Raw genomic sequence first — 22783 nt, forward strand, 5'->3', positions numbered from 1 at the left:
GTTGCATCAGTCGAGCGTCAAGCGTTTGGACTATTGTAATAGTCCTGCTTTCTGGCTGAGGGCTTCTGTCTAGAGCGGTCAACCGTCGTGACTCTTTGGTCAGCGGCGGCATTATACATAGGTCGCTATGCTTACGCCGAGCCTTCATACAAAAGGTGTGTCGTCCATTGGTCTAAAGGTCGCAGGGCCCAGGTTGCTGCCAAAGTCGCACGATATGCTCAAGATTGGCGATTTTGCCTTTGCTTTCAGGCTTGTAGGCGACAAATTATGCTGTTTTCGATGCAGATGAGCATGGCGTGAGGTTTCAGTCGCCATTTATCTGGAGTAGGCTCGAACGCAGCCAGATGTTCAATCCATAGATGGAGTTCAGCATGGGATACAAGAAGATTCAGGTTCCGGCAGTCGGCGACAAAATCACCGTCAATGCAGACCATTCTCTCAATGTTCCTGACCAACCGATCATCCCTTATATAGAAGGTGACGGTATCGGCGTCGACATCAGCCCGGTGATGATCAAGGTAGTCGATGCAGCTGTTGAAAAGGCCTACGGCGGCAAGCGCAAGATCTCCTGGATGGAGGTATATGCCGGCGAAAAGGCGACTCAAGTCTACGACCAGGACACCTGGCTGCCTCAGGAAACCCTGGATGCGGTCAAGGATTACGTGGTTTCCATCAAGGGGCCGCTGACCACACCCGTCGGCGGCGGCATCCGTTCGTTGAACGTGGCCCTGCGCCAACAACTCGATCTATATGTGTGCCTGCGCCCGGTGCGTTGGTTCGAAGGCGTACCCAGCCCGGTAAAGAAGCCTGGCGATGTGGACATGACCATCTTCCGTGAAAACTCCGAAGACATTTACGCCGGGATCGAGTGGAAGGCCGGTTCGCCCGAGGCGATCAAGGTGATCAAGTTCCTCAAGGAAGAAATGGGCGTGACCAAGATCCGTTTCGACCAGGATTGCGGAATTGGCGTGAAGCCGGTCTCTAAAGAGGGGACCCAGCGTCTGGCGCGTAAAGCCCTGCAATATGTAGTGGATAACGACCGCGACTCGCTGACCATCGTGCATAAAGGCAACATCATGAAGTTCACCGAAGGGGCCTTCAAGGAGTGGGCCTATGAAGTGGCAGCTGAAGAATTTGGCGCGACGCTGCTGGATGGCGGCCCGTGGATGCAGTTCAAGAACCCCAAGACCGGCAAGAACGTGGTGGTCAAGGATGCGATTGCCGATGCCATGCTCCAGCAAATCCTGTTGCGTCCGGCTGAGTACGACGTGATCGCGACGCTTAATCTGAACGGTGATTACCTGTCCGACGCCTTGGCGGCGGAGGTGGGCGGTATCGGTATTGCGCCGGGTGCGAACCTGTCGGACACCGTGGCGATGTTCGAAGCGACCCATGGTACTGCGCCTAAGTATGCGGGCAAGGATCAGGTGAATCCGGGGTCGTTGATTCTGTCGGCCGAGATGATGTTGCGGCACATGGGTTGGACCGAGGCGGCGGATTTGATCATCAAGGGCACCAATGGCGCGATTTCGGCCAAGACTGTGACGTACGACTTCGAGCGCTTGATGGATGGCGCGAAGCTGGTGTCGTCGTCGGGTTTTGGTGATGCGTTGATTTCGCATATGTAGGAGGGTTAGGCATAAAAAACGGCCCTCCTGATTGTTCGGGAGGGCCGTTTTTTTTTGCAGTGCATTTGCTTGGCCGAATGTCAGGCCTTTTCTTTTTCTTTGCCTTTTATGGCTTTGTCTGCAGTTTTTTTGTCGTCGCGGGATGCTTCGTGCTTTGCGTGGTCGCGGTCTCCAGCGTTGCAGGGGTTGCAGATACCTACTGCATGCAAGCCTTTTGGTCCTTGAATGATTTCAAAGCTCACTTCCTGGCCCGCCTTCAGCGTTTTGTATCCGTCCATTTGGATCGCTGAGTAATGCGCGAAGAGGTCATCCGATTTACCTTCTTCGTTGATAAAACCGTACCCCTTGGCATTGTTGAACCATTTGACCTTGCCTTTGATCTTGACGCCAGACATACCCATATCCCTCTGCACCAGACTCCATCACTGGAGTATCATCCAGTTTATCCGTCCTAACCCGAATAAATAAGGTTGACTGCGCGGACCTTTTTTACCCACTGTGGGTTCTATTGGTTGTAACACCGTTTCGCCGATAGTCAAGGCGACCAGTCGGTCAGAGTTGAAATTCTGACAGGTCGCCCCCACCACTGTATTTGAACCACTGACGAACCTTTCTTTCCATGCATGCAAACAGCCAGATTCGACTAACATTCAATCAGGATCGACCGGATCAGGAACATGATGACGACGGTTCTGCAGGCATTGCTGTTCAGGAGGCCAAGCCTGCCTTACAGGCGCCGCCGATGTACAAGGTGGTTTTGTTCAATGATGACTACACACCGATGGATTTCGTGGTCGAAGTGCTCGAGGTGTTTTTTAACCTGAACCGCGAGTTGGCGACCAAGGTAATGCTGGCCGTTCACACAGAAGGACGGGCAGTATGTGGAGTGTTTACCCGCGACATCGCCGAGACAAAGGCCATGCAGGTCAACCAGTACGCCAGGGAAAGCCAGCATCCGCTACTCTGTGAAATCGAGAAGGACGGTTAACGCCGACCACTTGGGTATGAGGTGAAGCTATGTTAAACCGCGAGCTCGAAGTCACCCTCAATCTTGCCTTCAAGGAGGCTCGTTCGAAGCGTCATGAATTCATGACCGTCGAACACCTGCTGTTGGCACTTTTGGACAATGAAGCTGCCGCCACCGTTTTGCGTGCGTGCGGCGCCAACCTCGACAAACTCAAGCATGACCTGCAGGAGTTTATCGACTCCACGACACCCCTTATTCCAGTCCACGATGAAGACCGTGAAACCCAGCCAACCCTGGGCTTCCAGCGGGTGCTTCAGCGTGCCGTGTTCCATGTTCAGAGCTCCGGTAAGCGTGAAGTCACAGGCGCCAATGTGCTGGTGGCGATTTTCAGCGAACAGGAAAGCCAGGCAGTGTTCCTGCTCAAACAGCAGAGCGTTGCCCGTATCGATGTCGTCAACTACATCGCCCACGGTATCTCCAAGGTGCCTGGGCACGGCGATCATTCCGAGGGTGAGCAGGATATGCAGGACGACGAGGGCGGTGAGTCTTCTTCTTCGGGCAATCCACTGGATGCCTATGCCAGCAACCTCAACGAACTGGCGCGCCAGGGGCGGATCGATCCGTTGGTGGGGCGTGAGCTCGAAGTTGAGCGCGTAGCGCAGATCCTTGCACGTCGTCGCAAAAACAACCCGTTGCTGGTGGGTGAGGCGGGCGTGGGTAAAACCGCGATTGCCGAAGGCCTGGCCAAGCGCATCGTGGATAACCAGGTGCCGGACCTGCTGGCCAACAGTGTCGTCTACTCCCTGGACCTGGGCGCGTTGCTCGCCGGGACCAAGTACCGTGGCGATTTCGAGAAGCGCTTCAAGGCGCTGCTCGGCGAGCTGAAAAAACGCCCGCAGGCGATCCTGTTCATCGACGAAATCCACACCATCATTGGCGCCGGTGCGGCGTCCGGGGGGGTGATGGACGCCTCCAACCTGCTCAAGCCGTTGCTGTCGTCGGGTGATATCCGTTGCATCGGTTCGACCACGTTCCAGGAATTTCGCGGCATCTTCGAAAAAGACCGTGCCCTGGCGCGTCGCTTCCAGAAGGTCGACGTGTCCGAGCCTTCGGTTGAAGACACCATCGGCATCCTGCGTGGGCTCAAGGGGCGTTTCGAAGCGCACCATGGCATCGAGTACACCGATGAGGCCCTGCGTTCGGCTGCTGAGCTGGCGTCGCGGTACATCAATGACCGACACATGCCGGACAAGGCCATCGACGTGATCGACGAGGCGGGTGCCTACCAGCGCCTGCAGCCGGTCGAGAAGCGTGTGAAGCGCATTGATGTGCCTCAGGTCGAGGACATTGTGGCGAAGATCGCGCGGATTCCGCCTAAACACGTCAACAGTTCCGATAAGGAGCTGCTGCGTAACCTGGAGCGTGACCTCAAGCTGACCGTGTTCGGTCAGGATGCGGCCATCGATGCGCTGTCCACCGCGATCAAGTTGTCGCGTGCGGGCCTCAAGTCGCCGGACAAACCGGTTGGTTCGTTCCTGTTCGCCGGCCCGACCGGCGTCGGCAAGACCGAAGCGGCGCGGCAGTTGGCCAAGGCCATGGGCATTGAGCTGGTGCGTTTCGACATGTCCGAATACATGGAGCGTCACACCGTGTCGCGCCTGATCGGTGCGCCTCCGGGCTATGTTGGCTTCGACCAGGGTGGTCTGTTGACCGAGGCGATCACCAAGCAACCGCATTGCGTGCTGCTGCTCGATGAAATCGAGAAGGCCCACCCGGAAGTCTTCAACCTGCTGTTGCAGGTGATGGACCACGGGACTCTGACCGACAACAACGGGCGCAAGGCGGACTTCCGCAACGTGATCGTGATCATGACCACCAACGCCGGTGCCGAAACGGCCGCCCGGGCTTCGATCGGCTTCAGCCATCAGGATCACTCTTCCGATGCGATGGAAGTGATCAAGAAGAGCTTCACGCCGGAATTCCGCAACCGCCTGGACACCATCATCCAGTTTGGTCGCCTCAGTCATGAGGTCATCAAAAGCGTGGTGGACAAGTTCCTCACCGAGCTTCAGGCGCAGTTGGAAGACAAGCGCGTGCAGCTGGATGTCACGGAAGCGGCGCGCAGTTGGATCGCCGAGGGTGGCTACGATGCGGCAATGGGTGCACGCCCAATGGCGCGTCTGATCCAGGACAAGATCAAGCGGCCATTGGCCGAAGAGATCCTGTTCGGCGAACTTTCCGACCATGGCGGCGTGGTGCACATCGACCTGAAGGATGGCGAGCTGACCTTCGAGTTCGAAACCACGGCTGAAATGGCCTGATCGATAGCTGCAATAAAGCAAAGGCGCCGAAAGGCGCCTTTTTGCTGTCTGTGGGGACTGTGGTGATTGTCAAATAGCGCGCATACAAAAACGCCCGGCATAACCGGGCGTCTTGTATTGACTTGCTTAGCGAGCGCGGTAAGTGATGCGCCCTTTGCTCAAGTCATAGGGCGTCAGCTCGACGCGCACTTTGTCACCGGTAAGAATACGAATGTAGTTCTTGCGCATCTTGCCGGAGATATGCGCGGTTACGACGTGCCCATTTTCCAACTCCACACGAAACATGGTGTTGGGCAGGGTGTCGACGACAGTGCCTTCCATTTCGAAGCTGTCTTCTTTCGACATGCAGTAAAGCCCTCGGTATCCAGTGAATGGCCCGGTGCAACTGCGCCAGGCAAAAGCGGCGTGCATTGTGCCCGAAAAAGGGTGTTTAAGCCAAGGGGTTCTAGTTAAGCACGACCCATCTTTGATTAATCAGCAGTTCTATGGGCCGATATTGGGTCTTGTAGTTCATCTTTTTGCAGTTCTTGATCCAGTAGCCGAGGTACACCGCCTCCAGTTCCAGGCGCAGTGCTTCGCCAATTTGCCAGAGGATTGCAAAGCGTCCCAGGCTGCGACGCTCTTCGGCAGGCTCGTAGAAGGTGTAGACCGCCGACAGGCCGTTAGGCAGCAAATCGGTCACGGCCACTGCCACCAACCGGCCGTCGGCGCGAAATTCATAGAAGCGTGAAAAGGGCAGGTCGCGTACCAGGAACGTGGAGAATTGGTCGCGACTGGGTGGAAACATATCGCCGTCTGCATGGCGCTCTTCGATGTAGCGCTGGTAAAGGTCGAAATATTCTTCGGTGAAGCGTGGCTTGGCCGGCATCACCGTCAGGTCGGCATTGCGCTTGAGGATGCGTTTCTGGTTACGGTCCGGCAGAAACTGCGCCACAGGGATGCGTGCCGGGACGCAGGCATTACAGTTCTGGCAATGAGGCCGGTACAGATGATCGCCACTGCGCCGAAAGCCCATCTCCGACAGGTCGGCATACACATGCACGTCCATAGGCTGGCTGGGGTCGAGGAACAGTGTGGTGGCCTGCTCGTCGGGCAGATAGCTACAAGAGTGGGGTTGAGTGGCATAAAACTTCAAACGCGCCAACTCGGTCATGATCAACCCTCGGATAAGCTTTGAAATAAGTGTAAGCCAGGAGCGCGGAAGTCGCCTAGGAAACCCACGGTCCAGCGCTGGGCTGATCCAGATGGTCGCGCAGGAAACCTGCGAAGTCGCTGCGGGATATGGCGCGGGCGCCCAGGCTGTGGAGGTGATCGTTGGGCATCTGGCAGTCGATCAATACAAAACCCCATTCCTGTAGCTGGCGGGTCAGCGTGGCAAAGCCGAACTTCGAGGCGTTGTCGGCGCGGCTGAACATGGACTCGCCAAAAAACAGCTGGCCCATCGCCAAGCCATACAAGCCACCCACCAGCTTGCCGTCTTCCCACACCTCCACCGAATGCGCGTAGCCGCGCTGGTGCAGTTCCAGGTAAGCGCTCTGGATGCTTTCGGTGATCCAGGTGCCGTCGGCATAGGCGCGCGGTGCGGCGCAGGCCTGGATGACGGCGGCAAAATCCTGATCGAAGGTCACGGTGTAGCGCTGCTGGCGCAACAGCTTGCCCAGGCTGCGGGAGACATGCAGCTCGTCGGGGAATATCACAGTGCGCGGGTCGGGCGACCACCAGAGGATCGGCTGACCCTCCGAAAACCACGGGAAGCAGCCATGGCGATAGGCTTGCACCAGGCGTTCGGCCGAAAGATCGCCGCCAGCCGCCAGCAGCCCATTGGGTTCGCGCATGGCCTTGGCCAGGGGAGGGAATGTCAGTGAGTCGCGTTGTAACCAGGTCAGCATGGCATCCAGGCTTACGGAAGGGGAGGGGAGTGGCAGGTATGACACCTGTCTGCGCAGTGCTGATTATTGTCGACACGGCGCCATCGGGCCAGCCCGAATCGGCTATTGAGGTGGATTAGCGTGAGCAGGTGTTTCTGCAACTCTGTGCCGGCGACGTGGTCGTAATCGGGTCTGTGCCATGCAGGCCATTTGCCAAGCTTGCCTGGATTGATAAAAACAGCGCATAAGCCTTTGTCAGCAAAGAGAATGCATGCTCAAATTGAACATGCTGCGACACAAAATTGGCTAGGCTGTCGAGTGAAGGGCAGGGGCGTGGCATCGCCGGCACAAACCCGTACAATGCGGGCATTGTGGCGCTTTCGTCATTTCATCCAGCAAGCGCCCAATGGTAAAAGTAGATTCAACGACGCTCGTTCATTTTTCAACTGCTCGGATTGGGCAGTATTTGCAGTCATTCAACAGATGGACGCGCTAAAGGCGCAGGAAAAGACCCGTTTTGAAGAAATCCGCCGCAACACCTAAAGCAGCAGTCGTGCCGGCCTGGCGCCAGCACCTGCATTATCGCCTCAAGGAAGGTGCGCTGATCGCTATCGGCGCCCTGTGCCTGTTCCTGATGATGGCCTTGCTCACGTACGGCAAGGACGATCCGGGCTGGAGCCACAACAGCAAGATCGAAGACGTGCAGAACTTCGGCGGGCCTGCCGGTTCCTACAGCGCCGATATCCTGTTCATGGTGCTGGGTTACTTTGCTTATATCTTCCCGTTGCTGCTGGCGATCAAAACCTGGCAGATCTTCCGCCAGCGTCATGAACCGTGGCAGTGGAGCGGTTGGCTGTTCTCCTGGCGCCTGATCGGCCTGGTGTTCCTCGTACTGTCCGGCGCAGCCCTGGCCCATATCCATTTCCATGCCCCCACCGGCCTACCGGCGGGCGCGGGCGGGGCGCTGGGCGAAAGCCTGGGCGACCTGGCACGCAGGACCCTGAATATCCAGGGCAGCACCCTGATGTTCATCGCGCTGTTCCTGTTCGGCCTCACCGTATTCACTGACCTGTCGTGGTTCAAGGTGATGGACGTCACCGGCAAGATCACCCTCGACCTGCTGGAACTGTTTCAGGGCGCCGCCAACCGCTGGTGGGCGGCCCGTGTCGACCGTAAGCGCATGGTTGCCCAACTGCGTGAGGTGGACACCCGCGTCAACGAAGTGGTGGCCCCGACCACGCCGGACCGGCGCGAACAGGCCAAGGTCAAGGAGCGCCTCATTGAGCGCGAGCAGGCCCTGAGCAAACACATGTCGGATCGCGAGAAGCAGGTGCCGCCGGTGATCGCCCCGGCACCGCCCAAGGCTCCTGAGCCCAGCCATCGTGTACAGAAAGAGAAACAGGCGCCGCTGTTCGTCGACAGTGCCGTCGAAGGCACCTTGCCGCCGATCTCGATCCTCGACCCGGCCGAAAAGAAACAACTCAACTATTCCCCGGAATCCCTGGCGGCCGTCGGCCACCTGCTGGAAATCAAGCTCAAGGAGTTCGGCGTCGAAGTGTCGGTGGACTCGATCCATCCCGGCCCGGTGATTACCCGTTACGAAATTCAGCCGGCCGCCGGCGTCAAGGTCAGCCGTATTTCCAACCTGGCGAAAGACTTGGCCCGTTCCCTGGCCGTGACCAGCGTGCGCGTGGTGGAAGTCATCCCCGGCAAGACCACCGTGGGTATCGAGATTCCCAACGAAGACCGCCAGATCGTGCGCTTCTCCGAGGTGCTGTCGACCCCGGAATACGACAACTTCAAGTCGCCGGTCACCCTGGCCCTGGGCCACGACATCGGCGGCAAGCCGGTGATCACCGACCTGGCGAAGATGCCTCACCTGCTGGTGGCCGGTACCACCGGTTCCGGTAAGTCGGTGGGGGTGAACGCAATGATCCTGTCGATCCTGTTCAAGTCCGGCCCGGAAGACGCCAAGCTGATCATGATCGACCCGAAGATGTTGGAACTGTCGATCTACGAAGGCATTCCGCATTTGCTGTGCCCGGTGGTCACCGACATGAAGGACGCCGCCAACGCCCTGCGCTGGAGCGTGGCCGAGATGGAGCGCCGCTACAAACTCATGGCGAAAATGGGCGTGCGTAACCTGTCGGGCTTCAATGCCAAGATCAAGGAAGCCCAAGAGCGTGGCGAGACCATTGATGACCCGCTGTACAAGCGCGAAAGCATTCACGACGAAGCGCCGAAGCTGACCAAGCTGCCGACCATCGTGGTGGTGGTCGACGAATTCGCCGACATGATGATGATCGTCGGCAAGAAGGTCGAAGAACTGATTGCACGTATCGCCCAGAAGGCCCGTGCCGCCGGTATCCACTTGATCCTCGCCACCCAGCGTCCTTCGGTGGACGTGATCACGGGGTTGATCAAGGCCAACATTCCTACGCGGATGGCGTTCCAGGTATCGAGCAAGATCGACTCGCGGACCATCATCGACCAGGGCGGCGCCGAACAACTGCTCGGCCATGGTGACATGCTCTATATGCCGCCGGGCACCAGCCTGCCGATCCGGGTCCACGGCGCCTTCGTTTCCGATGATGAAGTGCATCGCGTGGTGGAAGCCTGGAAACTGCGCGGCGCACCCGAATACAACGACGACATCCTCAACGGCGTCGAAGAGGCCGGCAGCGGCTTTGAAAATGGCGGCGGCGGTGGTGACGACGATGCTGAAACCGACGCGCTGTACGATGAGGCCGTGGCCTTCGTACTGGAAAGCCGTCGCGCCTCGATTTCCGCCGTGCAGCGCAAGCTGAAAATCGGCTACAACCGCGCCGCCCGCATGATCGAAGCCATGGAAATGGCCGGCGTCGTCACCGCTATGAACACCAACGGCTCGCGTGAAGTCATCGCCCCTGGGCAGATGCGCGACTGACCCCGTGCCGCGTGGCAACACGCGGCACGCCCTGAACACTCAATGAGGACTCCCATGCGCCTTATCCGCATGCTGTTGTTGCCAGCACTGGCCCTGACCGCTGTTTCGGCCCACGCTGACCCGGCCTCCGTCGCCAGCCTGAAGAACCTGTTGGACAAATCCCAGACCCTGACCGCGCGCTTCTCCCAGCTGACCCTGGATGCCGGCGGCACCCAGTTGCAGGAAACCGCAGGCGAAATGGCCGTGCAGCGTCCTGGCCTGTTCTACTGGCACACCGAAGGCAAGGCCGAGCAGACCATCGTGTCTGACGGCCAGAAGGTCACCCTGTGGGACCCGGACCTGGAGCAGGCGACCATCAAAAAGCTCGACCCGCGCCTGAACCAGACCCCGGCGCTGCTGCTGTCGGGTGATGTGTCGAAGATCAACGACAGCTTCGACATCACCTCCAAGCAAACCAGCAACGTGATCGAGTTCACCCTCAAGCCGAAATCCAAGGACACGCTGTTCGACACGCTGTCCCTGTCGTTCGGCAATGGCGTCATCAACAACATGCGCCTGGTCGACAGCGTCGGCCAACGCACCGACATCCTGTTCTCCGGGGTCAAGGCCAACCAGCCGGTGCCTGCCTCCAAGTTCAAGTTCGACATCCCCAAGGGTGCCGATGTGATCCAGGAATAAATCGCTGCCCATGGACCTGTTTCGAAGTGACCCGATTGCCCAGCCACTGGCCGCGCGCTTGCGTTCGACCAACCTGGACGAGTACGTCGGTCAGGAGCACCTGCTGGCTCGCGGCAAGCCTTTGCGCGAAGCCCTGGAGCAGGGTGCGCTGCACTCGATGATTTTCTGGGGGCCGCCGGGGGTGGGTAAGACCACATTGGCGCGGTTGCTGGCGAAGGTCTCGGATGCACACTTCGAGACGGTCTCGGCGGTACTCGCCGGGGTCAAGGAGATCCGCCAGGCGGTGGAAGTCGCCAAGCAGCAGGCCGGCCAATACGGCAAGCGCACCATCCTGTTTGTCGATGAAGTGCACCGCTTCAACAAGTCGCAGCAGGATGCGTTCCTGCCTTATGTGGAAGACGGCACGCTGATCTTTATCGGCGCCACCACGGAAAACCCTTCGTTTGAATTGAACAACGCTTTGCTGTCGCGGGCGCGGGTCTATGTGCTCAAAAGCCTGGACGAAGCAGCGATGCAGAAGCTGCTGCACCGTGCCCTGAGTGAAGACAAAGGGCTGGGCAAACGGCAACTGAGCGTCAGCGAAGAGGGCTTCAAGATTCTGCTCACCGCCGCCGATGGTGACGGCCGCCGCTTTCTCAACTTGGTGGAGAACGCCTCCGACCTGGCCGAAGACGGCAGCGAGATCGGCGTCGATCTCCTGCAAAGTCTGCTCGGCGACACGCGCCGGCGCTTCGACAAGGGTGGCGAAGCTTTCTACGACCAGATTTCGGCGCTGCATAAATCCGTGCGCGGCTCCAACCCGGACGGCGCGCTGTACTGGTTCGCGCGCATGATCGACGGCGGCTGCGACCCGCTGTACCTCGCACGCCGCGTGGTGCGCATGGCCAGCGAAGACATCGGCAACGCCGACCCGCGCGCCTTGAGCCTGTGCCTCGCCGCCTGGGATGTGCAGGAGCGCCTCGGCAGCCCGGAAGGCGAGTTGGCGGTGGCCCAGGCCATCACCTATCTGGCCTGTGCGCCGAAAAGCAACGCGGTGTACATGGGCTTCAAGTCCGCCCTGCGCGCCGCCGCCGAATACGGCTCCCTCGAAGTGCCGATGCACCTGCGCAACGCGCCGACCAAGCTGATGAAACAGTTAGGCTACGGTGATGAATACCGCTACGCCCACGATGAACCGGACGCCTATGCGGCCGGTGAAGACTACTTCCCCGATGACCTTGAGCCACTCCCGCTCTATCAACCCGTGCCCCGTGGCCTGGAGCTGAAGATCGGCGAAAAGCTCAATCACCTCGCCCAACTCGATCGACTCAGCCCCAGACAGCGGAGAAAGTAGTGTTCAAGACGATTCTTGCCGTGTCCGCAGCCGGCATCGCTGGTACATTATTGCGTTTCGCCGCTGGCACATGGGTCAGCGCCAACTGGCCGAAGCATTTTTATGCGGCGACCCTGGCGGTCAACCTGGTCGGCTGCCTGATCATCGGGCTGTTGTACGGCTGGTTCCTGATGCGCCCGGAAGTACCGATTGAAATTCGCGCTGGCTTGATTGTCGGCTTTGTAGGCGGTCTGACGACCTTTTCATCCTTTTCACTGGATACGCTGCGCCTGCTGGAAAGCGGGCAGGCCCTGATCGCCTTCGGGTACCTGGGTATCAGCGTGTTCGGCGGGCTGCTCGCCACCTGGGCTGGCCTGTCCTTGACCAAACTTTGATAAACGAGAGACCGACATGCTCGATTCCAAACTGTTACGTAGCAACCTTCAGGACGTAGCGGACCGCCTGGCATCCCGTGGCTTTGCCTTGGATGTTGCGCGCATCGAAGCGCTGGAAGAACAGCGCAAGACCGTCCAGACCCGCACCGAAGCACTGCAGGCTGAGCGTAATGCGCGTTCCAAATCCATCGGTCAGGCCAAGCAGCGCGGCGAAGACATCGCCCCGCTGATGGCGGATGTCGAGCGCATGGGCACTGAGCTGTCCGACGGCAAGGTCGAGCTGGACAAGATCCAGACCGAGCTGGATTCGATCCTGCTGGGCATCCCCAACATCCCGCACGAATCCGTGCCGATCGGCGCAGACGAAGACGGCAACGTTGAAGTGCGCCGCTGGGGCACCCCAACCGCGTTTGATTTCGAGATCAAGGACCACGTTGCCCTGGGCGAATTGACCGGGGGCCTGGATTTCGAAACCGCTGCCAAGATGTCCGGCGCGCGCTTTGCCTTGCTGCGCGGCCCGATCGCGCGCATGCACCGTGCCCTGGCGCAGTTCATGATCAACCTGCACACCGGCGAACACGGTTACGAAGAAGCCTACACCCCATACCTGGTGCAGGCGCCGGCGCTGATGGGCACCAGCCAGTTGCCGAAATTCGAAGAAGACCTGTTCAAGATCAGCCGCGACGGCGAAGCCGACCTGTACCTGATCCCGACCGCCGAAGTGTCGCTTACCAACATCGTGGCCGGCGAGATCCTCGACGCCAAGCAACTGCCGATCAAGTTCGTGGCCCACAGCCCGTGCTTCCGCAGCGAAGCCGGTGCGTCGGGTCGTGACACCCGTGGCATGATCCGCCAGCACCAGTTCGACAAGGTCGAGATGGTGCAGGTGGTCGAGCCGTCGACGTCCATGGAAGCCCTGGAAGGCCTGACCGCCAACGCCGAACGCGTCCTGCAATTGCTGGAGCTGCCGTACCGCGTGCTGGCGCTGTGCACTGGCGACATGGGCTTCAGCGCCGTGAAGACCTACGACCTCGAAGTGTGGGTGCCGAGCCAGGACAAATACCGCGAGATTTCGTCGTGCTCCAACTGCGGTGACTTCCAGGCCCGTCGCATGCAGGCGCGTTTCCGCAACCCGGAAACCGGCAAACCTGAGCTGGTCCACACCCTCAACGGTTCCGGTTTGGCTGTAGGCCGTACCCTGGTGGCGGTGCTGGAAAACTACCAGCAGGCGGACGGCTCGATCCGCGTACCGGAAGTGCTCAAGCCGTACATGGCGGGCGTTGAGGTCATCCGCTAAATGGAATTTCTGCCGCTGTTTCATAACCTGCGCGGCAGTCGTGTGTTGGTCGTCGGTGGCGGGGAGATTGCCTTGCGCAAATCCCGGCTGCTGGCCGATGCCGGTGCGTTGCTGCGGGTGGTTGCTCCCCAGATCGAAGACCAGTTGCGTGAACTGGTACTGGGCAGTGGCGGGGAACTGATTTTGCGCGGTTATCAGGAGGCGGACCTCGACGGTTGCACCCTGATCATCGCGGCCACGGACGATGAGCCGTTGAACGCGCAAGTGTCCAGCGATGCCAAGCGTCGTTGCGTGCCGGTCAACGTGGTGGATGCACCGGCCTTGTGCAGCGTGATCTTCCCGGCGATTGTCGACCGTTCACCCTTGGTGATCGCGGTGTCCAGCGGCGGCGATGCGCCGGTGCTGGCGCGCCTGATCCGCGCCAAGCTGGAAACCTGGATTCCGTCCACTTACGGCCAGTTGGCCGGTTTGGCGGCGCGTTTTCGCGCTCAGGTCAAAGGTTTGTACCCGGATGTGCAGCAGCGCCGCGCATTTTGGGAAGACGTGTTCCAGGGCCCGATTGCCGACCGTCAATTGGCCGGGCAGGGTGCTGAAGCCGAGCGCCTGTTGATCGAAAAGGTCAACGGCGCGCCGCCGAATGCACCGGGCGAAGTCTACTTGGTGGGCGCAGGGCCGGGTGATCCGGACCTGCTGACCTTCCGCGCCCTGCGCCTGATGCAGCAAGCCGATGTGGTGCTGTATGACCGCCTCGTAGCCCCCGCGATTCTTGAACTGTGCCGCCGTGACGCCGAGCGTGTATACGTCGGCAAGCGCCGCGCCGACCACGCCGTGCCGCAAGACCAGATCAACCAGCAATTGGTGGACCTGGCCAAGCAAGGCAAGCGCGTGCTGCGCCTCAAGGGTGGCGATCCGTTCATCTTTGGCCGGGGTGGCGAAGAGATCGAGGAACTGGCGGCCCACGGCATTCCGTTCCAAGTGGTGCCGGGGATCACGGCGGCCAGCGGTTGCGCGGCGTATGCCGGGATTCCGCTGACTCACCGCGACTATGCTCAGTCGGTGCGCTTCATTACCGGGCATTTGAAGGACGGCACTTCGGACCTGCCCTGGCATGACCTGGTGGGGCCCTCGCAGACCCTGGTGTTCTACATGGGGTTGATTGGCTTGCCGATCATCTGCGAGCAACTGATCAAGCATGGGCGTGCATCGGATACCCCTGCAGCGTTGATCCAGCAGGGCACCACATCCAACCAGCGCGTGTTTACCGGCACGCTGGCAGACCTGCCGCGCATGGTGGCGGAGCATGAAGTGCATGCACCGACACTGGTGATTGTGGGTGAGGTGGTGGTGTTGCGCGAAAAGCTCAAGTGGTTTGAAGGCGCGCAGTCTCAAGTCTGACAACGCTATTGCGGCTGATGGTCTTTCTGTAGTGAGCGGGCTTGCCCCGCTCACCACAGTGACTGATCAGCTCCAGACACTTTTGCCGTTCAGTTGTGCCCGATCATGCTTTCCATCAAACACCTGCAACGGCCCCTTCGGCACAATCCCCGTCGGGTTGATCGTGCGGTGACTGGCATAGTAATGCCCCTTGATATGCGCAAAATCCACCGTCTCGGCCACGCCCGGCCACTGGTACATCTCCCTCAACCAATTCGACAGGTTCGGATAATCCGCAATCCTGCGCAGGTTGCATTTGAAGTGGCTGTAATACACCGCATCAAAGCGAATCAGCGTGGTGAATAGCCGTACATCCGCCTCGGTCAGGTATTCACCGGCCAGGTAGCGATGCTCACCCAGATGCTGCTCTAGGTGATCCAGCTCCGCAAACACATCCTCAAACGCACGTTCATACGCCTGCTGCGACGTCGCGAAGCCTGCGCGGTACACGCCGTTGTTCACGGCCGGGTAAATACGCTCATTCAGTGCGTCAATGGTCGGGCGCAGCGGCTCGGGGTAGAAGTCCAGGGTGTTGCCGGTCAGCTCATTAAACGCACTGTTGAACATGCGGATGATCTCCGCCGATTCATTACTGACGATGCGCTTGAGCTTTTTGTCCCACAGCACTGGCACGGTGACGCGCCCGGTGTAGTCAGCCGTGTCAGCCGTGTAGCGTTGGTGCATGAAGTCGAAATCATCCAGCTTGTCGCCGGTGGAGCCGTGAGCCTTGTCGAAGGTCCAGCCGTTTTCCAGCATCAACCAACTGACCACGGACACGTCGATCAGGCTTTCCAAGCCTTTGAGCTTACGCAGGATGAGAGTGCGATGGGCCCAGGGGCAGGCAAGGGAGACGTAGAGGTGATAACGGCCGGCTTCAGCCTTGAAGCCGCCTTCGCCGCTCGGGCCCGGCGCGCCATCGGCGGTCACCCAGTTGCGGCGTTGCGCCTGCTCCCGTTGGAATGCGCCGTCTGCGCTACTTTCGTACCACTGGTCTTTCCAGTGTCCTTCGATCAGCAAACCCATGACTGGCTCCTTGGCTAATAAGCGTTGGAGGCCAGTCTAAAGGGCTGAGTTCGATTTAAAAGCGCAAAGACCGGGCGCTAATGATCGATTAAATCGATTTGTCCCGCGCGTCCCAGTATTGCTGGGCCAGGACGAACGCCTGTTCCCGTGAATGGCCCAGGCCGCGCAGGGCCAGGGCCATGGTCGCGATCAACGCCAGTTGCGGGTAGCTGTCTTCGACATCACCGCGCCACAACGCCTTCAGGTGTTCCGGTTCGAGTGTGGCCGGTTTGACGTGGCGCTGGGCGGAGAGGGCGGGCCACTCTTCATCCCAGCTTTCGCCGCCGGTGGTGCCGTAAAGGTGACTGGCCGAGTCGGGGTTGATCTCGATCTCGCCGCCATCGCCCTTCACCACGATCACGTTGTCGCCGAGCAGACCGCTGGCATCGCGGTGCACGCCCTGATAACCCGGATGGAAAATACTTTGCAGGCCCAGGCGCGCATTCAAGGGATTGAGCAAACGCGCCAGGGAGTGGATCGGCGAGCGCAGGCCCAGGGTGTTGCGCAGGTCGATCATGCGTTGCAATTGCGGCGCCCAGTCGCCCAGCGGAATAAACGCCAGGTTGCCTTGCGCATAGGCAGCCTCGACCTGCTGCCAGTTGCGGCACAGCGGGATCTGCAAACCTTCCAGCAGTTGTTCGGTGTACAGCCGGCCCGCCGTGTGCGCGCCGCCGCCGTGCATAAGGATGCGCACACCATTCTGCGCCAGGCACTTGGCCGCCAGCAGGTACCACGGCAGGTGGCGCTTCTTGCCGGCATAGGTTGGCCAGTCGACATCCACGTTCAGCGCCGGGGCATCCAGGCGTTCGCGCACGGCTTCGGTGAAGCCTGCGAGTTCTTCCGGGCTTTCTTCCTTGTGGCGCAGCAGCATCAGGAAGGCGCCGAGTTGGGTGTCTTCGACTTTTTCATCGAGCAGCATGCCCATGGCTTCGCGGGCTTCCTCGCGGGTGAGGTTGCGCGCGCCGCGCTTGCCTTTGCCCAGGATGCGTACAAATTGCGCAAATGGGTGCTCGGCAGGGGTTTCAAGGGTCAGCGGGGCAAAGTCGGTCATAAGCAATTCGTCGGCCTGGGCAGGCCCGCCAGCTTGGCGGCGAGTTTGGCGGGAGTGCCGTTGAACAGTTTGTTGAGGTGCAGGCTGTTGCCCTTTTCCGGGCCGAGCTTCAAGGCGGTGTACTTGATCAGCGGACGTGTGGCCGGGGACAGTTGGAATTCGGCATAGAACTGGCGCAGCAGTTCGAGGATTTCCCAGTGGGCCGGGGTCAGCTCCAGGGCTTCGGCTGCGGCCAGGGCATGGGCGACGTCAGCGGACCAGTCGTCCAGGTCGGCCAAATAGCCGTCTTTGTCCAGTTCCAGGGTACGTGCGCCTACGGTCAGGGTGTTCATAGCCAGGTGTTGACCTTGTCGTAGTCAATCGACAGCTGTACGAAACCTGGGTAGTCCACGCTGTCGGCCCAGTCCGGGAGCGGCAGGTTGCGCGCCTGCATGTCTTCGGCCAGCACGAACACCTTCACGCCCCTGGTGTGCAGGGCAGGGGCGTGCAGCCCATAGGCGCCGTCGCCGCACAGCAGGATCGCGTCCTCGGCGCCGCAGATACGCAGGCAGCTGTCGAGGCGACTGTCGGAAAACGGGGAGTGAGACACCACGTGTAAAGTCGACATCAGAGGGTAATCACCTGGTCGTAACGGTCAATCAATTGGGAAATAGCGTCGTTGCTCACCGGTTGCGCCTCGGTGGGCGGCGTCAAGCCACGCACGGCCATGCTGTGGCGGCAGACAAAGACATCGTCGATGCCAAACAGCCCCAGCGCCTGCAGGTTGGCACTCAGGTCCTTTTGTTGCACGGCCTTGGCGTTCTGGTGCGGGGCGAGTTGGAACACGCCGTCATCCATGAATAGCAAGCCGATGGGCAGATCGAATGCGCCACCGGCCAGCACGATATCCAGCGCTTCCCGTGCGCTCGGCCCGGACCACGGTGCCTGACGGCTGATCACCAATAAGGATTTAGACATCTCACGGCCCTCCAAAACAGATCAGGCGGTCGGCATCCTGGATCGCATCATGTAATTGCCCCAAGCCAGACAGCGCCCAGGGCGCATCCAGATTCACCGCTGTGCGCTGATACCGCGTGGCTTCCTCATGGTTGAGAACGCCACGGCGTAACGCAGCGGCAATGCACACCACGCCATCAAGCTGGTGCTGGCTGACAAACTCACGCCATTGGCGGGCGATGTCTTGCTCATCCTGGGGCGCAACGATGTTGTTGGATGCGCTGTGCACGCCATCCTGATAGAAAAACAGCCGCACAATCTCATGCCCACCAGCCAGCGCTGCCTGGGCGAACAGCAGGGCGCGGCGCGAGGAGGGCGCATGGGCGGCGGAAAACAGGGCAATCGCAAACTTCATGGAACACTCGGCAAGCAAACGTGGGCCAATGATAAAGCCGCCGCCACGAAAAAGCCCGCCGTGATCAAAACGGTCATCTTTGCTGACTGTTTCGGCGATTGCCGTGAGGGGCAAGGCTGCCTAGTCTGTGGGCAGTCGAAACGGAAATGGAGTGCCCATGTCAGGTCCCTTGGCGTCCCTCAAAGTGCTGGATTTTTCCACCCTGCTGCCCGGCCCGTTTGCCTCCCTGATGCTGGCAGACATGGGCGCCGCGGTGCTGCGTATCGAGTCGCCCACGCGCCTGGACCTGTTGCGGGTGCTGCCGCCCCATGATCAGGGTACATCGGCGAGCCACGCCTACCTCAATCGCAATAAACGCAGCCTGGCGCTGGACCTCAAGCAGGCCGAGGCGCTGGAGATCGTGCGGGCGTTGGTGAAGGACTACGACATCCTGCTCGAACAATTCCGCCCTGGGGTGATGGAGCGCCTGGGTTTGGGTTATGAAGCACTGAAGGCGATCAATCCCCGGCTGATTTATGTGTCGATCACCGGTTATGGTCAGACTGGCCCCTATAAAGACCGCGCCGGGCACGATATCAACTACCTGGCGTTGGCCGGCGTGGCCAGCTACACCGGGCGCCAGGACAGCGGGCCGCTGCCATTGGGTGTGCAAGTGGCGGACGTGGGTGGTGGTTCGTTGCACGCAGTGGTGGGGTTGCTGGCGGCGGTCATCGCCCGGCAGCAGAGCGGGGTTGGTCAATACCTGGATGTGAGCATGACCGACTGTTCGTTCAGCCTGAACGCCATGGCCGGCGCGGGTTACCTGGCGTGTGGGGTGGAGCCGGAGCGCGAGGGCCATGTACTCAATGGCGGTAGCTTTTACGATTACTACCGCTCGCGGGATGGGCGTTGGATGTCGGTGGGCAGCCTGGAGCCTGGGTTTATGCAGCAGCTCTGCGAGGCGCTGGGGCGGCCGGAGTTGGCGGCACTGGGTTTGTCTCCCAAGCTCAAGTTGGCGCTGCAAGTTGAATTTGAGAAGCGCAGCTTTGATGAACTGTGCGCGTTGTTCGCTGGGGTGGATGCGTGCGTGGAGCCGGTGTTGAGCCTGAGTGAGGCGGTGGAACATCCACAGCTCAAGGCGCGGCAATTGGTCAGCCAGGTTCCGCGGGGCGATGGCTCGACCCAGGCGCAATTGGCCTTTCCTTTGAAGTTTTCCGAGGGTTTGCCGCCGCCCCGACATATCGGTGCCGAGGTAGGAGCGCACAGTGATGAGGTACTCGCGGCGTTGGGTTTCAGTGCTCAGCGGATAGAAGATTTACGGCGAGCCAAGGTCATCGGGTAGTGCTTGAACTGGCGCTTTCGCAGGCAGCCAGCTCCCACATTTGTTAGGCGGCGCGGTCAAAATGTGGGAGCTGGCTTGCCTGCGATGAGGCCCTTCATTCCACCCGGGTTTCGCCGGTAAACACCAAGGTTTGCCGACAGCGTCGACACAAATACCGCCGCCCCTGAGCCACCATGCCATGGCGCTGTGACGAAAACGGAAAGTCACTGTCTGCACACGGGCATCGGTAGATGTAACGGGTCACTTGGCGACGCTTCACCTCATAGGTGTGACATCGGTCTGGCGGCAGTTCGTAAACCCCGCGCATGATCAATTGCCACTCCTCGCCATGGGGCTGGATGCGTTCGCCAAACAATTGGTGGGCAATCAGATGCGCCACTTCATGGGCCACGGTCTGTTTCAGGAAGTGTTGGCTGTTTTCACGGTACAACTGTAGGTTGAATCGCAGCAGGTTCTCGTGCAAATGCGCGACACCGGCTTTCTGGCCCCGCAGCTTGAGGCTGACCTGGGGACGTTTGAAGGTTCGTTTGAAAAAGGATTCGGCTTGTAGGAAACAATCTTCGACGCGGGTATTGAGTTGCTCGGGCATGCTGACCATATCTCCAGAGACGTCCAGTATGCCGCAAAGCTGGGTGTTTCCGAATCTGTCAGGCGCCGAATGGTCATGCATGATGCACAAAGCCACCTTGCGGTGGCTTTGCCTAAGGTTTTAAACGGTCAGTTGGTGTAGATCGGGCCCACGCCCAGCCCCCACACGATCACGGTAAACGCCATGATCGCCACCAGTACCACCAGGCCCACGGCCAGTACCGAGCTGGAAAATAGAAAGCCTTCATCCGGGTCGATGTTCATGAAGGTCGGCAGCCCCACATAGAGCAAATACACCGTGTAACAGATGGCCGCCGTACCCACGACCATGCCCAGCCACATATGCGGATAAAGCGCGGCCAGCCCACCGATAAACAGCGGCGTAGCGGTGTAGGTGGCAAAGGCCACGCAGCGCGCCATGCTGGGGTTGGCGTCGTAGGTGCGCGCCATCCAGTGAATGAAGGCGCCCATCACCGCCACGCCACCGAGCATGGCGGCGTAGGACATGATGGTCATCCACAAGGCGCTTTCCTGGGTCAGCATCACCGGCGCACGGTTACCGATGACCCAGCCGACCTGGGTGGTGCCGATAAAGGCTGAAACGGCGGGGATCGCCGCAAGAATCAAGGTATGGGTGAGGTACATGTGGCCGATGCTTTCTTCTTTATCGCCACGGATTTCCCGCCATTCCTGGTCGGGATGGGTAAACAGCCCCACGACGTGATGGATCATGCCAGTCACTCCTGTCGTTATTACCATCGCCCCCCATCGGAGCGCCCACGGGCCAAATGGCCTCAAAGGTCTGGATAGATCTGCGACCTCTAGTCGCAGTATAGGAAGTGATGACCGGAATAACTGTAGGGCCTTTAGAGCAAATTGCGCTGTAAACATTGGGCTTAATCGCGGCGGGGTCTTTTACCGCTAGCCCTTTTGATGGTTTTTTTGCGTAAAATACCCGGCTTTTCGTCACACACCTCTAGCGGATCCAAGCGCCATGGGCACTCTTACGGTCAACCAGAACAAACTGCAAAAACGCCTGCGTCGCCTGGCCGGTGAAGCGGTCGCCGATTTCAACATGATCGAGGACGGCGACAAGGTCATGGTCTGCCTCTCCGGCGGCAAAGACAGTTACACAATGCTCGACGTGCTGCTGCACCTGCAAAAGGTCGCGCCGATCAAGTTCGAGATCGTCGCCGTCAACATGGACCAGAAACAGCCGGGCTTCCCCGAGCATGTGCTGCCGGCCTACCTCAATGAGCTGGGCGTCGAGTACCACATCGTCGAGAAAGACACCTACTCGGTGGTCAAGGAGCTGATTCCGGAAGGCAAGACCACCTGCTCGCTGTGCTCGCGCCTGCGCCGTGGCACGCTGTACACCTTCGCGGATGAAATCGGCGCGACCAAGATGGCCCTGGGTCACCACCGCGACGATATCGTCGAGACCTTCTTCCTCAATATGTTCTTCAACGGCTCGCTCAAGGCCATGCCGCCCAAGCTGCGTGCCGATGACGGGCGCAACGTGGTGATCCGCCCGCTGGCGTATTGCAACGAGAAGGACATCCAGGCCTACTCCGACTTCAAGCAATTCCCGATCATCCCGTGCAACCTGTGCGGCTCCCAGGAAAACCTGCAGCGCCAGGTGGTCAAGGAAATGCTGGTGGATTGGGAGCGCAAGACCCCAGGCCGTACCGAAAGCATCTTCCGCAGCTTGCAGAATGTGCAGCCGTCGCAGTTGGCCGACCGCAACCTGTTCGACTTCACCAGCCTGAAAATTGATGAAACCGCCGCCTCGCGCTTCGTCAACGTAGTGAACCTCTGAGCCATTTCAACGCTCTGACACACGGCGCTCGCGGGCGCCGTTTTCAATTCAACTGCCAGGAGAGGGCATGCGCGATTACAAATGGCTGCACGAATACTGTCTGAACCGCTTCGGTTCGGCGGCCGAGCTGGAAGCCCATCTGCCTGTACCCAAGACCCCGGCGCAATTGCGCAAGATCAGTGATGATCGCTACCTGTCGACCCTGGCGCTGCGCGTGTTTCGTGCGGGCTTGAAGCACAGCGTGGTGGATGCCAAGTGGCCGGCGTTCGAAAAGGTGTTTTTCGGCTTCGACCCGGAAAAAGTCGTGCTGATGGGGGCCGAGCATCTGGAGCGGCTGATGCAGGACACCAGCATCATCCGTCACCTGGGCAAGCTCAAGAGCGTGCCGCGCAATGCGCAGATGATCCTCGACATCGAGCAGGAGAAGGGCAGCTTCGGCGCGTTCATTGCCGACTGGCCGGTGACCGATATCGTCGGGCTGTGGAAGTACCTGAGCAAGCATGGCCATCAGCTTGGCGGGCTGTCAGCGCCGCGCTTCTTGCGCATGGTTGGCAAGGACACCTTTGTGCCGAGTTATGACGTGGTGGCAGCGCTGAATGCGCAGAAGATCGTCGACAAGGCACCCACCAGCCTGCGCGACCTGGCGACGGTGCAGGGCGCATTCAACCAGTGGCACGCCGAGAGTGGGCGGCCGATGTGCCAGTTGTCGATGATGTTGGCTTACACGGTGAATCATTGAGACCGAGGTGATCCTATCGCAGGCAA

At 59.8% G+C, this 22783-nt stretch carries 25 protein-coding genes; 13 read left to right on the forward strand and 12 right to left on the reverse strand.

From position 1 onward, the window contains the following. The first annotated feature begins 371 nt into the window (after positions 1–371). Entirely contained in the window at positions 372–1628 is a 1257-nt protein-coding gene (gene icd / locus ACP7BX_RS14605) for an NADP-dependent isocitrate dehydrogenase (RefSeq protein WP_110624458.1), read from the forward strand. Between the two features lie 80 nt (positions 1629–1708). Here the strand turns inward: icd and cspD are convergent, their stop codons facing one another. After that, on the reverse strand, positions 1709–2023 hold the full coding sequence (gene cspD / locus ACP7BX_RS14610) for a cold shock domain-containing protein CspD (protein ID WP_426160773.1): 315 nt from the start codon (positions 2021–2023) through the stop codon (positions 1709–1711). 224 nt (positions 2024–2247) lie between these two features. Here cspD and clpS point away from each other — a divergent pair, with 224 nt between their 5' ends. Both clpS and clpA read left to right on the forward strand, forming a co-directional pair. After that, positions 2248–2616, forward strand: coding sequence for an ATP-dependent Clp protease adapter ClpS (gene clpS, locus ACP7BX_RS14615; protein ID WP_005789091.1), 369 nt, complete (start codon positions 2248–2250; stop codon positions 2614–2616). Positions 2617–2645: 29 nt separating this feature from the next. Further along, positions 2646–4916, forward strand: a complete 2271-nt coding sequence (gene clpA / locus ACP7BX_RS14620; protein ID WP_033896823.1) for an ATP-dependent Clp protease ATP-binding subunit ClpA — start codon at positions 2646–2648, stop codon at positions 4914–4916. A gap of 126 nt (positions 4917–5042) precedes the next feature. On the opposite strand, the gene infA is transcribed toward clpA, so the two are convergent. The 3 genes from infA to aat form a co-directional block, all read right to left on the reverse strand. Then, entirely contained in the window at positions 5043–5261 is a 219-nt protein-coding gene (gene infA, locus ACP7BX_RS14625; RefSeq protein WP_002553999.1) for a translation initiation factor IF-1, read from the reverse strand. Between the two features lie 100 nt (positions 5262–5361). Beyond that, a complete protein-coding gene (locus ACP7BX_RS14630; RefSeq protein ID WP_016975530.1) occupies positions 5362–6069 on the reverse strand; it encodes an arginyltransferase in 708 nt (235 codons plus the stop codon). Between the two features lie 55 nt (positions 6070–6124). Beyond that, the gene (gene aat, locus ACP7BX_RS14635; protein ID WP_426160774.1) at positions 6125–6805 is read right to left on the reverse strand and encodes a leucyl/phenylalanyl-tRNA--protein transferase; all 681 of its coding nucleotides are present in this window, start codon (positions 6803–6805) and stop codon (positions 6125–6127) included. Positions 6806–7051: 246 nt separating this feature from the next. On the opposite strand from aat, the gene ACP7BX_RS14640 reads away from it, so the two are divergent. From ACP7BX_RS14640 to cysG, 7 genes are read left to right on the forward strand one after another with little or no spacing between them, the layout of a single operon-like run. Further along, a complete protein-coding gene (locus tag ACP7BX_RS14640) occupies positions 7052–7327 on the forward strand; it encodes a hypothetical protein (RefSeq protein ID WP_426160775.1) in 276 nt (91 codons plus the stop codon). After that, positions 7302–9710, forward strand: coding sequence for a DNA translocase FtsK (locus ACP7BX_RS14645; RefSeq protein ID WP_033896820.1), 2409 nt, complete (start codon positions 7302–7304; stop codon positions 9708–9710). The genes ACP7BX_RS14640 and ACP7BX_RS14645 overlap by 26 nt, the downstream gene beginning before the upstream one ends. 54 nt (positions 9711–9764) lie before the next feature. After that, positions 9765–10388, forward strand: coding sequence for an outer membrane lipoprotein chaperone LolA (gene lolA, locus ACP7BX_RS14650; protein ID WP_016975527.1), 624 nt, complete (start codon positions 9765–9767; stop codon positions 10386–10388). A gap of 10 nt (positions 10389–10398) precedes the next feature. After that, positions 10399–11721 (forward strand): replication-associated recombination protein A, encoded by a 1323-nt coding sequence (locus ACP7BX_RS14655; RefSeq protein WP_016975526.1) that lies wholly within the window; start codon positions 10399–10401, stop codon positions 11719–11721. Then, on the forward strand, positions 11721–12095 hold the full coding sequence (crcB, locus tag ACP7BX_RS14660; protein WP_426160776.1) for a fluoride efflux transporter CrcB: 375 nt from the start codon (positions 11721–11723) through the stop codon (positions 12093–12095). The genes ACP7BX_RS14655 and crcB overlap by 1 nt, the downstream gene beginning before the upstream one ends. A 16-nt stretch (positions 12096–12111) precedes the next feature. Next, positions 12112–13392, forward strand: a complete 1281-nt coding sequence (gene serS / locus ACP7BX_RS14665; protein ID WP_028616788.1) for a serine--tRNA ligase — start codon at positions 12112–12114, stop codon at positions 13390–13392. After that, positions 13393–14787 carry a siroheme synthase CysG gene (gene cysG / locus ACP7BX_RS14670; RefSeq protein WP_314528398.1) on the forward strand — a complete coding sequence of 465 codons (1395 nt, stop codon included), beginning with the start codon at positions 13393–13395 and terminating at the stop codon, positions 14785–14787. Between the two features lie 66 nt (positions 14788–14853). Here the strand turns inward: cysG and ACP7BX_RS14675 are convergent, their stop codons facing one another. From ACP7BX_RS14675 to tusD, 6 genes are all read right to left on the reverse strand, one after another. Beyond that, positions 14854–15849, reverse strand: coding sequence for a glutathione S-transferase family protein (locus ACP7BX_RS14675; RefSeq protein WP_314528396.1), 996 nt, complete (start codon positions 15847–15849; stop codon positions 14854–14856). Positions 15850–15937: 88 nt separating this feature from the next. After that, on the reverse strand, positions 15938–16939 hold the full coding sequence (locus ACP7BX_RS14680) for a glycosyl transferase family protein (protein WP_016977545.1): 1002 nt from the start codon (positions 16937–16939) through the stop codon (positions 15938–15940). After that, positions 16936–17271 carry a TusE/DsrC/DsvC family sulfur relay protein gene (locus tag ACP7BX_RS14685; RefSeq protein ID WP_177112667.1) on the reverse strand — a complete coding sequence of 112 codons (336 nt, stop codon included), beginning with the start codon at positions 17269–17271 and terminating at the stop codon, positions 16936–16938. The genes ACP7BX_RS14680 and ACP7BX_RS14685 overlap by 4 nt, the downstream gene beginning before the upstream one ends. Beyond that, the gene (gene tusB, locus ACP7BX_RS14690; RefSeq protein ID WP_314528388.1) at positions 17268–17546 is read right to left on the reverse strand and encodes a sulfurtransferase complex subunit TusB; all 279 of its coding nucleotides are present in this window, start codon (positions 17544–17546) and stop codon (positions 17268–17270) included. Before tusB ends, ACP7BX_RS14685 begins: the two co-directional genes overlap by 4 nt. After that, positions 17546–17896 (reverse strand): sulfurtransferase complex subunit TusC, encoded by a 351-nt coding sequence (tusC, locus tag ACP7BX_RS14695; protein WP_122306974.1) that lies wholly within the window; start codon positions 17894–17896, stop codon positions 17546–17548. The genes tusB and tusC overlap by 1 nt, the downstream gene beginning before the upstream one ends. Position 17897: 1 nt before the next feature. Next, entirely contained in the window at positions 17898–18290 is a 393-nt protein-coding gene (gene tusD / locus ACP7BX_RS14700) for a sulfurtransferase complex subunit TusD (RefSeq protein ID WP_314528382.1), read from the reverse strand. A 157-nt stretch (positions 18291–18447) separates the two neighbouring features. Here tusD and ACP7BX_RS14705 point away from each other — a divergent pair, with 157 nt between their 5' ends. Further along, positions 18448–19611, forward strand: a complete 1164-nt coding sequence (locus tag ACP7BX_RS14705) for a CaiB/BaiF CoA transferase family protein (protein ID WP_426160777.1) — start codon at positions 18448–18450, stop codon at positions 19609–19611. Between the two features lie 94 nt (positions 19612–19705). On the opposite strand, the gene ACP7BX_RS14710 is transcribed toward ACP7BX_RS14705, so the two are convergent. Both ACP7BX_RS14710 and ACP7BX_RS14715 read right to left on the reverse strand, forming a co-directional pair. Beyond that, positions 19706–20200, reverse strand: coding sequence for a SprT family zinc-dependent metalloprotease (locus ACP7BX_RS14710; protein ID WP_426160778.1), 495 nt, complete (start codon positions 20198–20200; stop codon positions 19706–19708). 128 nt (positions 20201–20328) lie between these two features. After that, positions 20329–20931: a Yip1 family protein gene (locus tag ACP7BX_RS14715; RefSeq protein ID WP_016977555.1), complete on the reverse strand. Its 603-nt coding sequence runs from the start codon at positions 20929–20931 to the stop codon at positions 20329–20331. 262 nt (positions 20932–21193) lie between these two features. Here ACP7BX_RS14715 and ttcA point away from each other — a divergent pair, with 262 nt between their 5' ends. Both ttcA and ACP7BX_RS14725 read left to right on the forward strand, forming a co-directional pair. After that, positions 21194–22018, forward strand: coding sequence for a tRNA 2-thiocytidine(32) synthetase TtcA (gene ttcA / locus ACP7BX_RS14720; RefSeq protein ID WP_426160779.1), 825 nt, complete (start codon positions 21194–21196; stop codon positions 22016–22018). Positions 22019–22085: 67 nt separating this feature from the next. Then, a complete protein-coding gene (locus ACP7BX_RS14725) occupies positions 22086–22757 on the forward strand; it encodes a DNA-3-methyladenine glycosylase I (RefSeq protein WP_105522792.1) in 672 nt (223 codons plus the stop codon). Positions 22758–22783: the final 26 nt, after the last annotated feature.

It is taken from the genome of Pseudomonas sp. DWP3-1-3b3, from assembly GCF_049896305.1.
Classification (GTDB): domain Bacteria; phylum Pseudomonadota; class Gammaproteobacteria; order Pseudomonadales; family Pseudomonadaceae; genus Aquipseudomonas; species Aquipseudomonas azotoformans_A.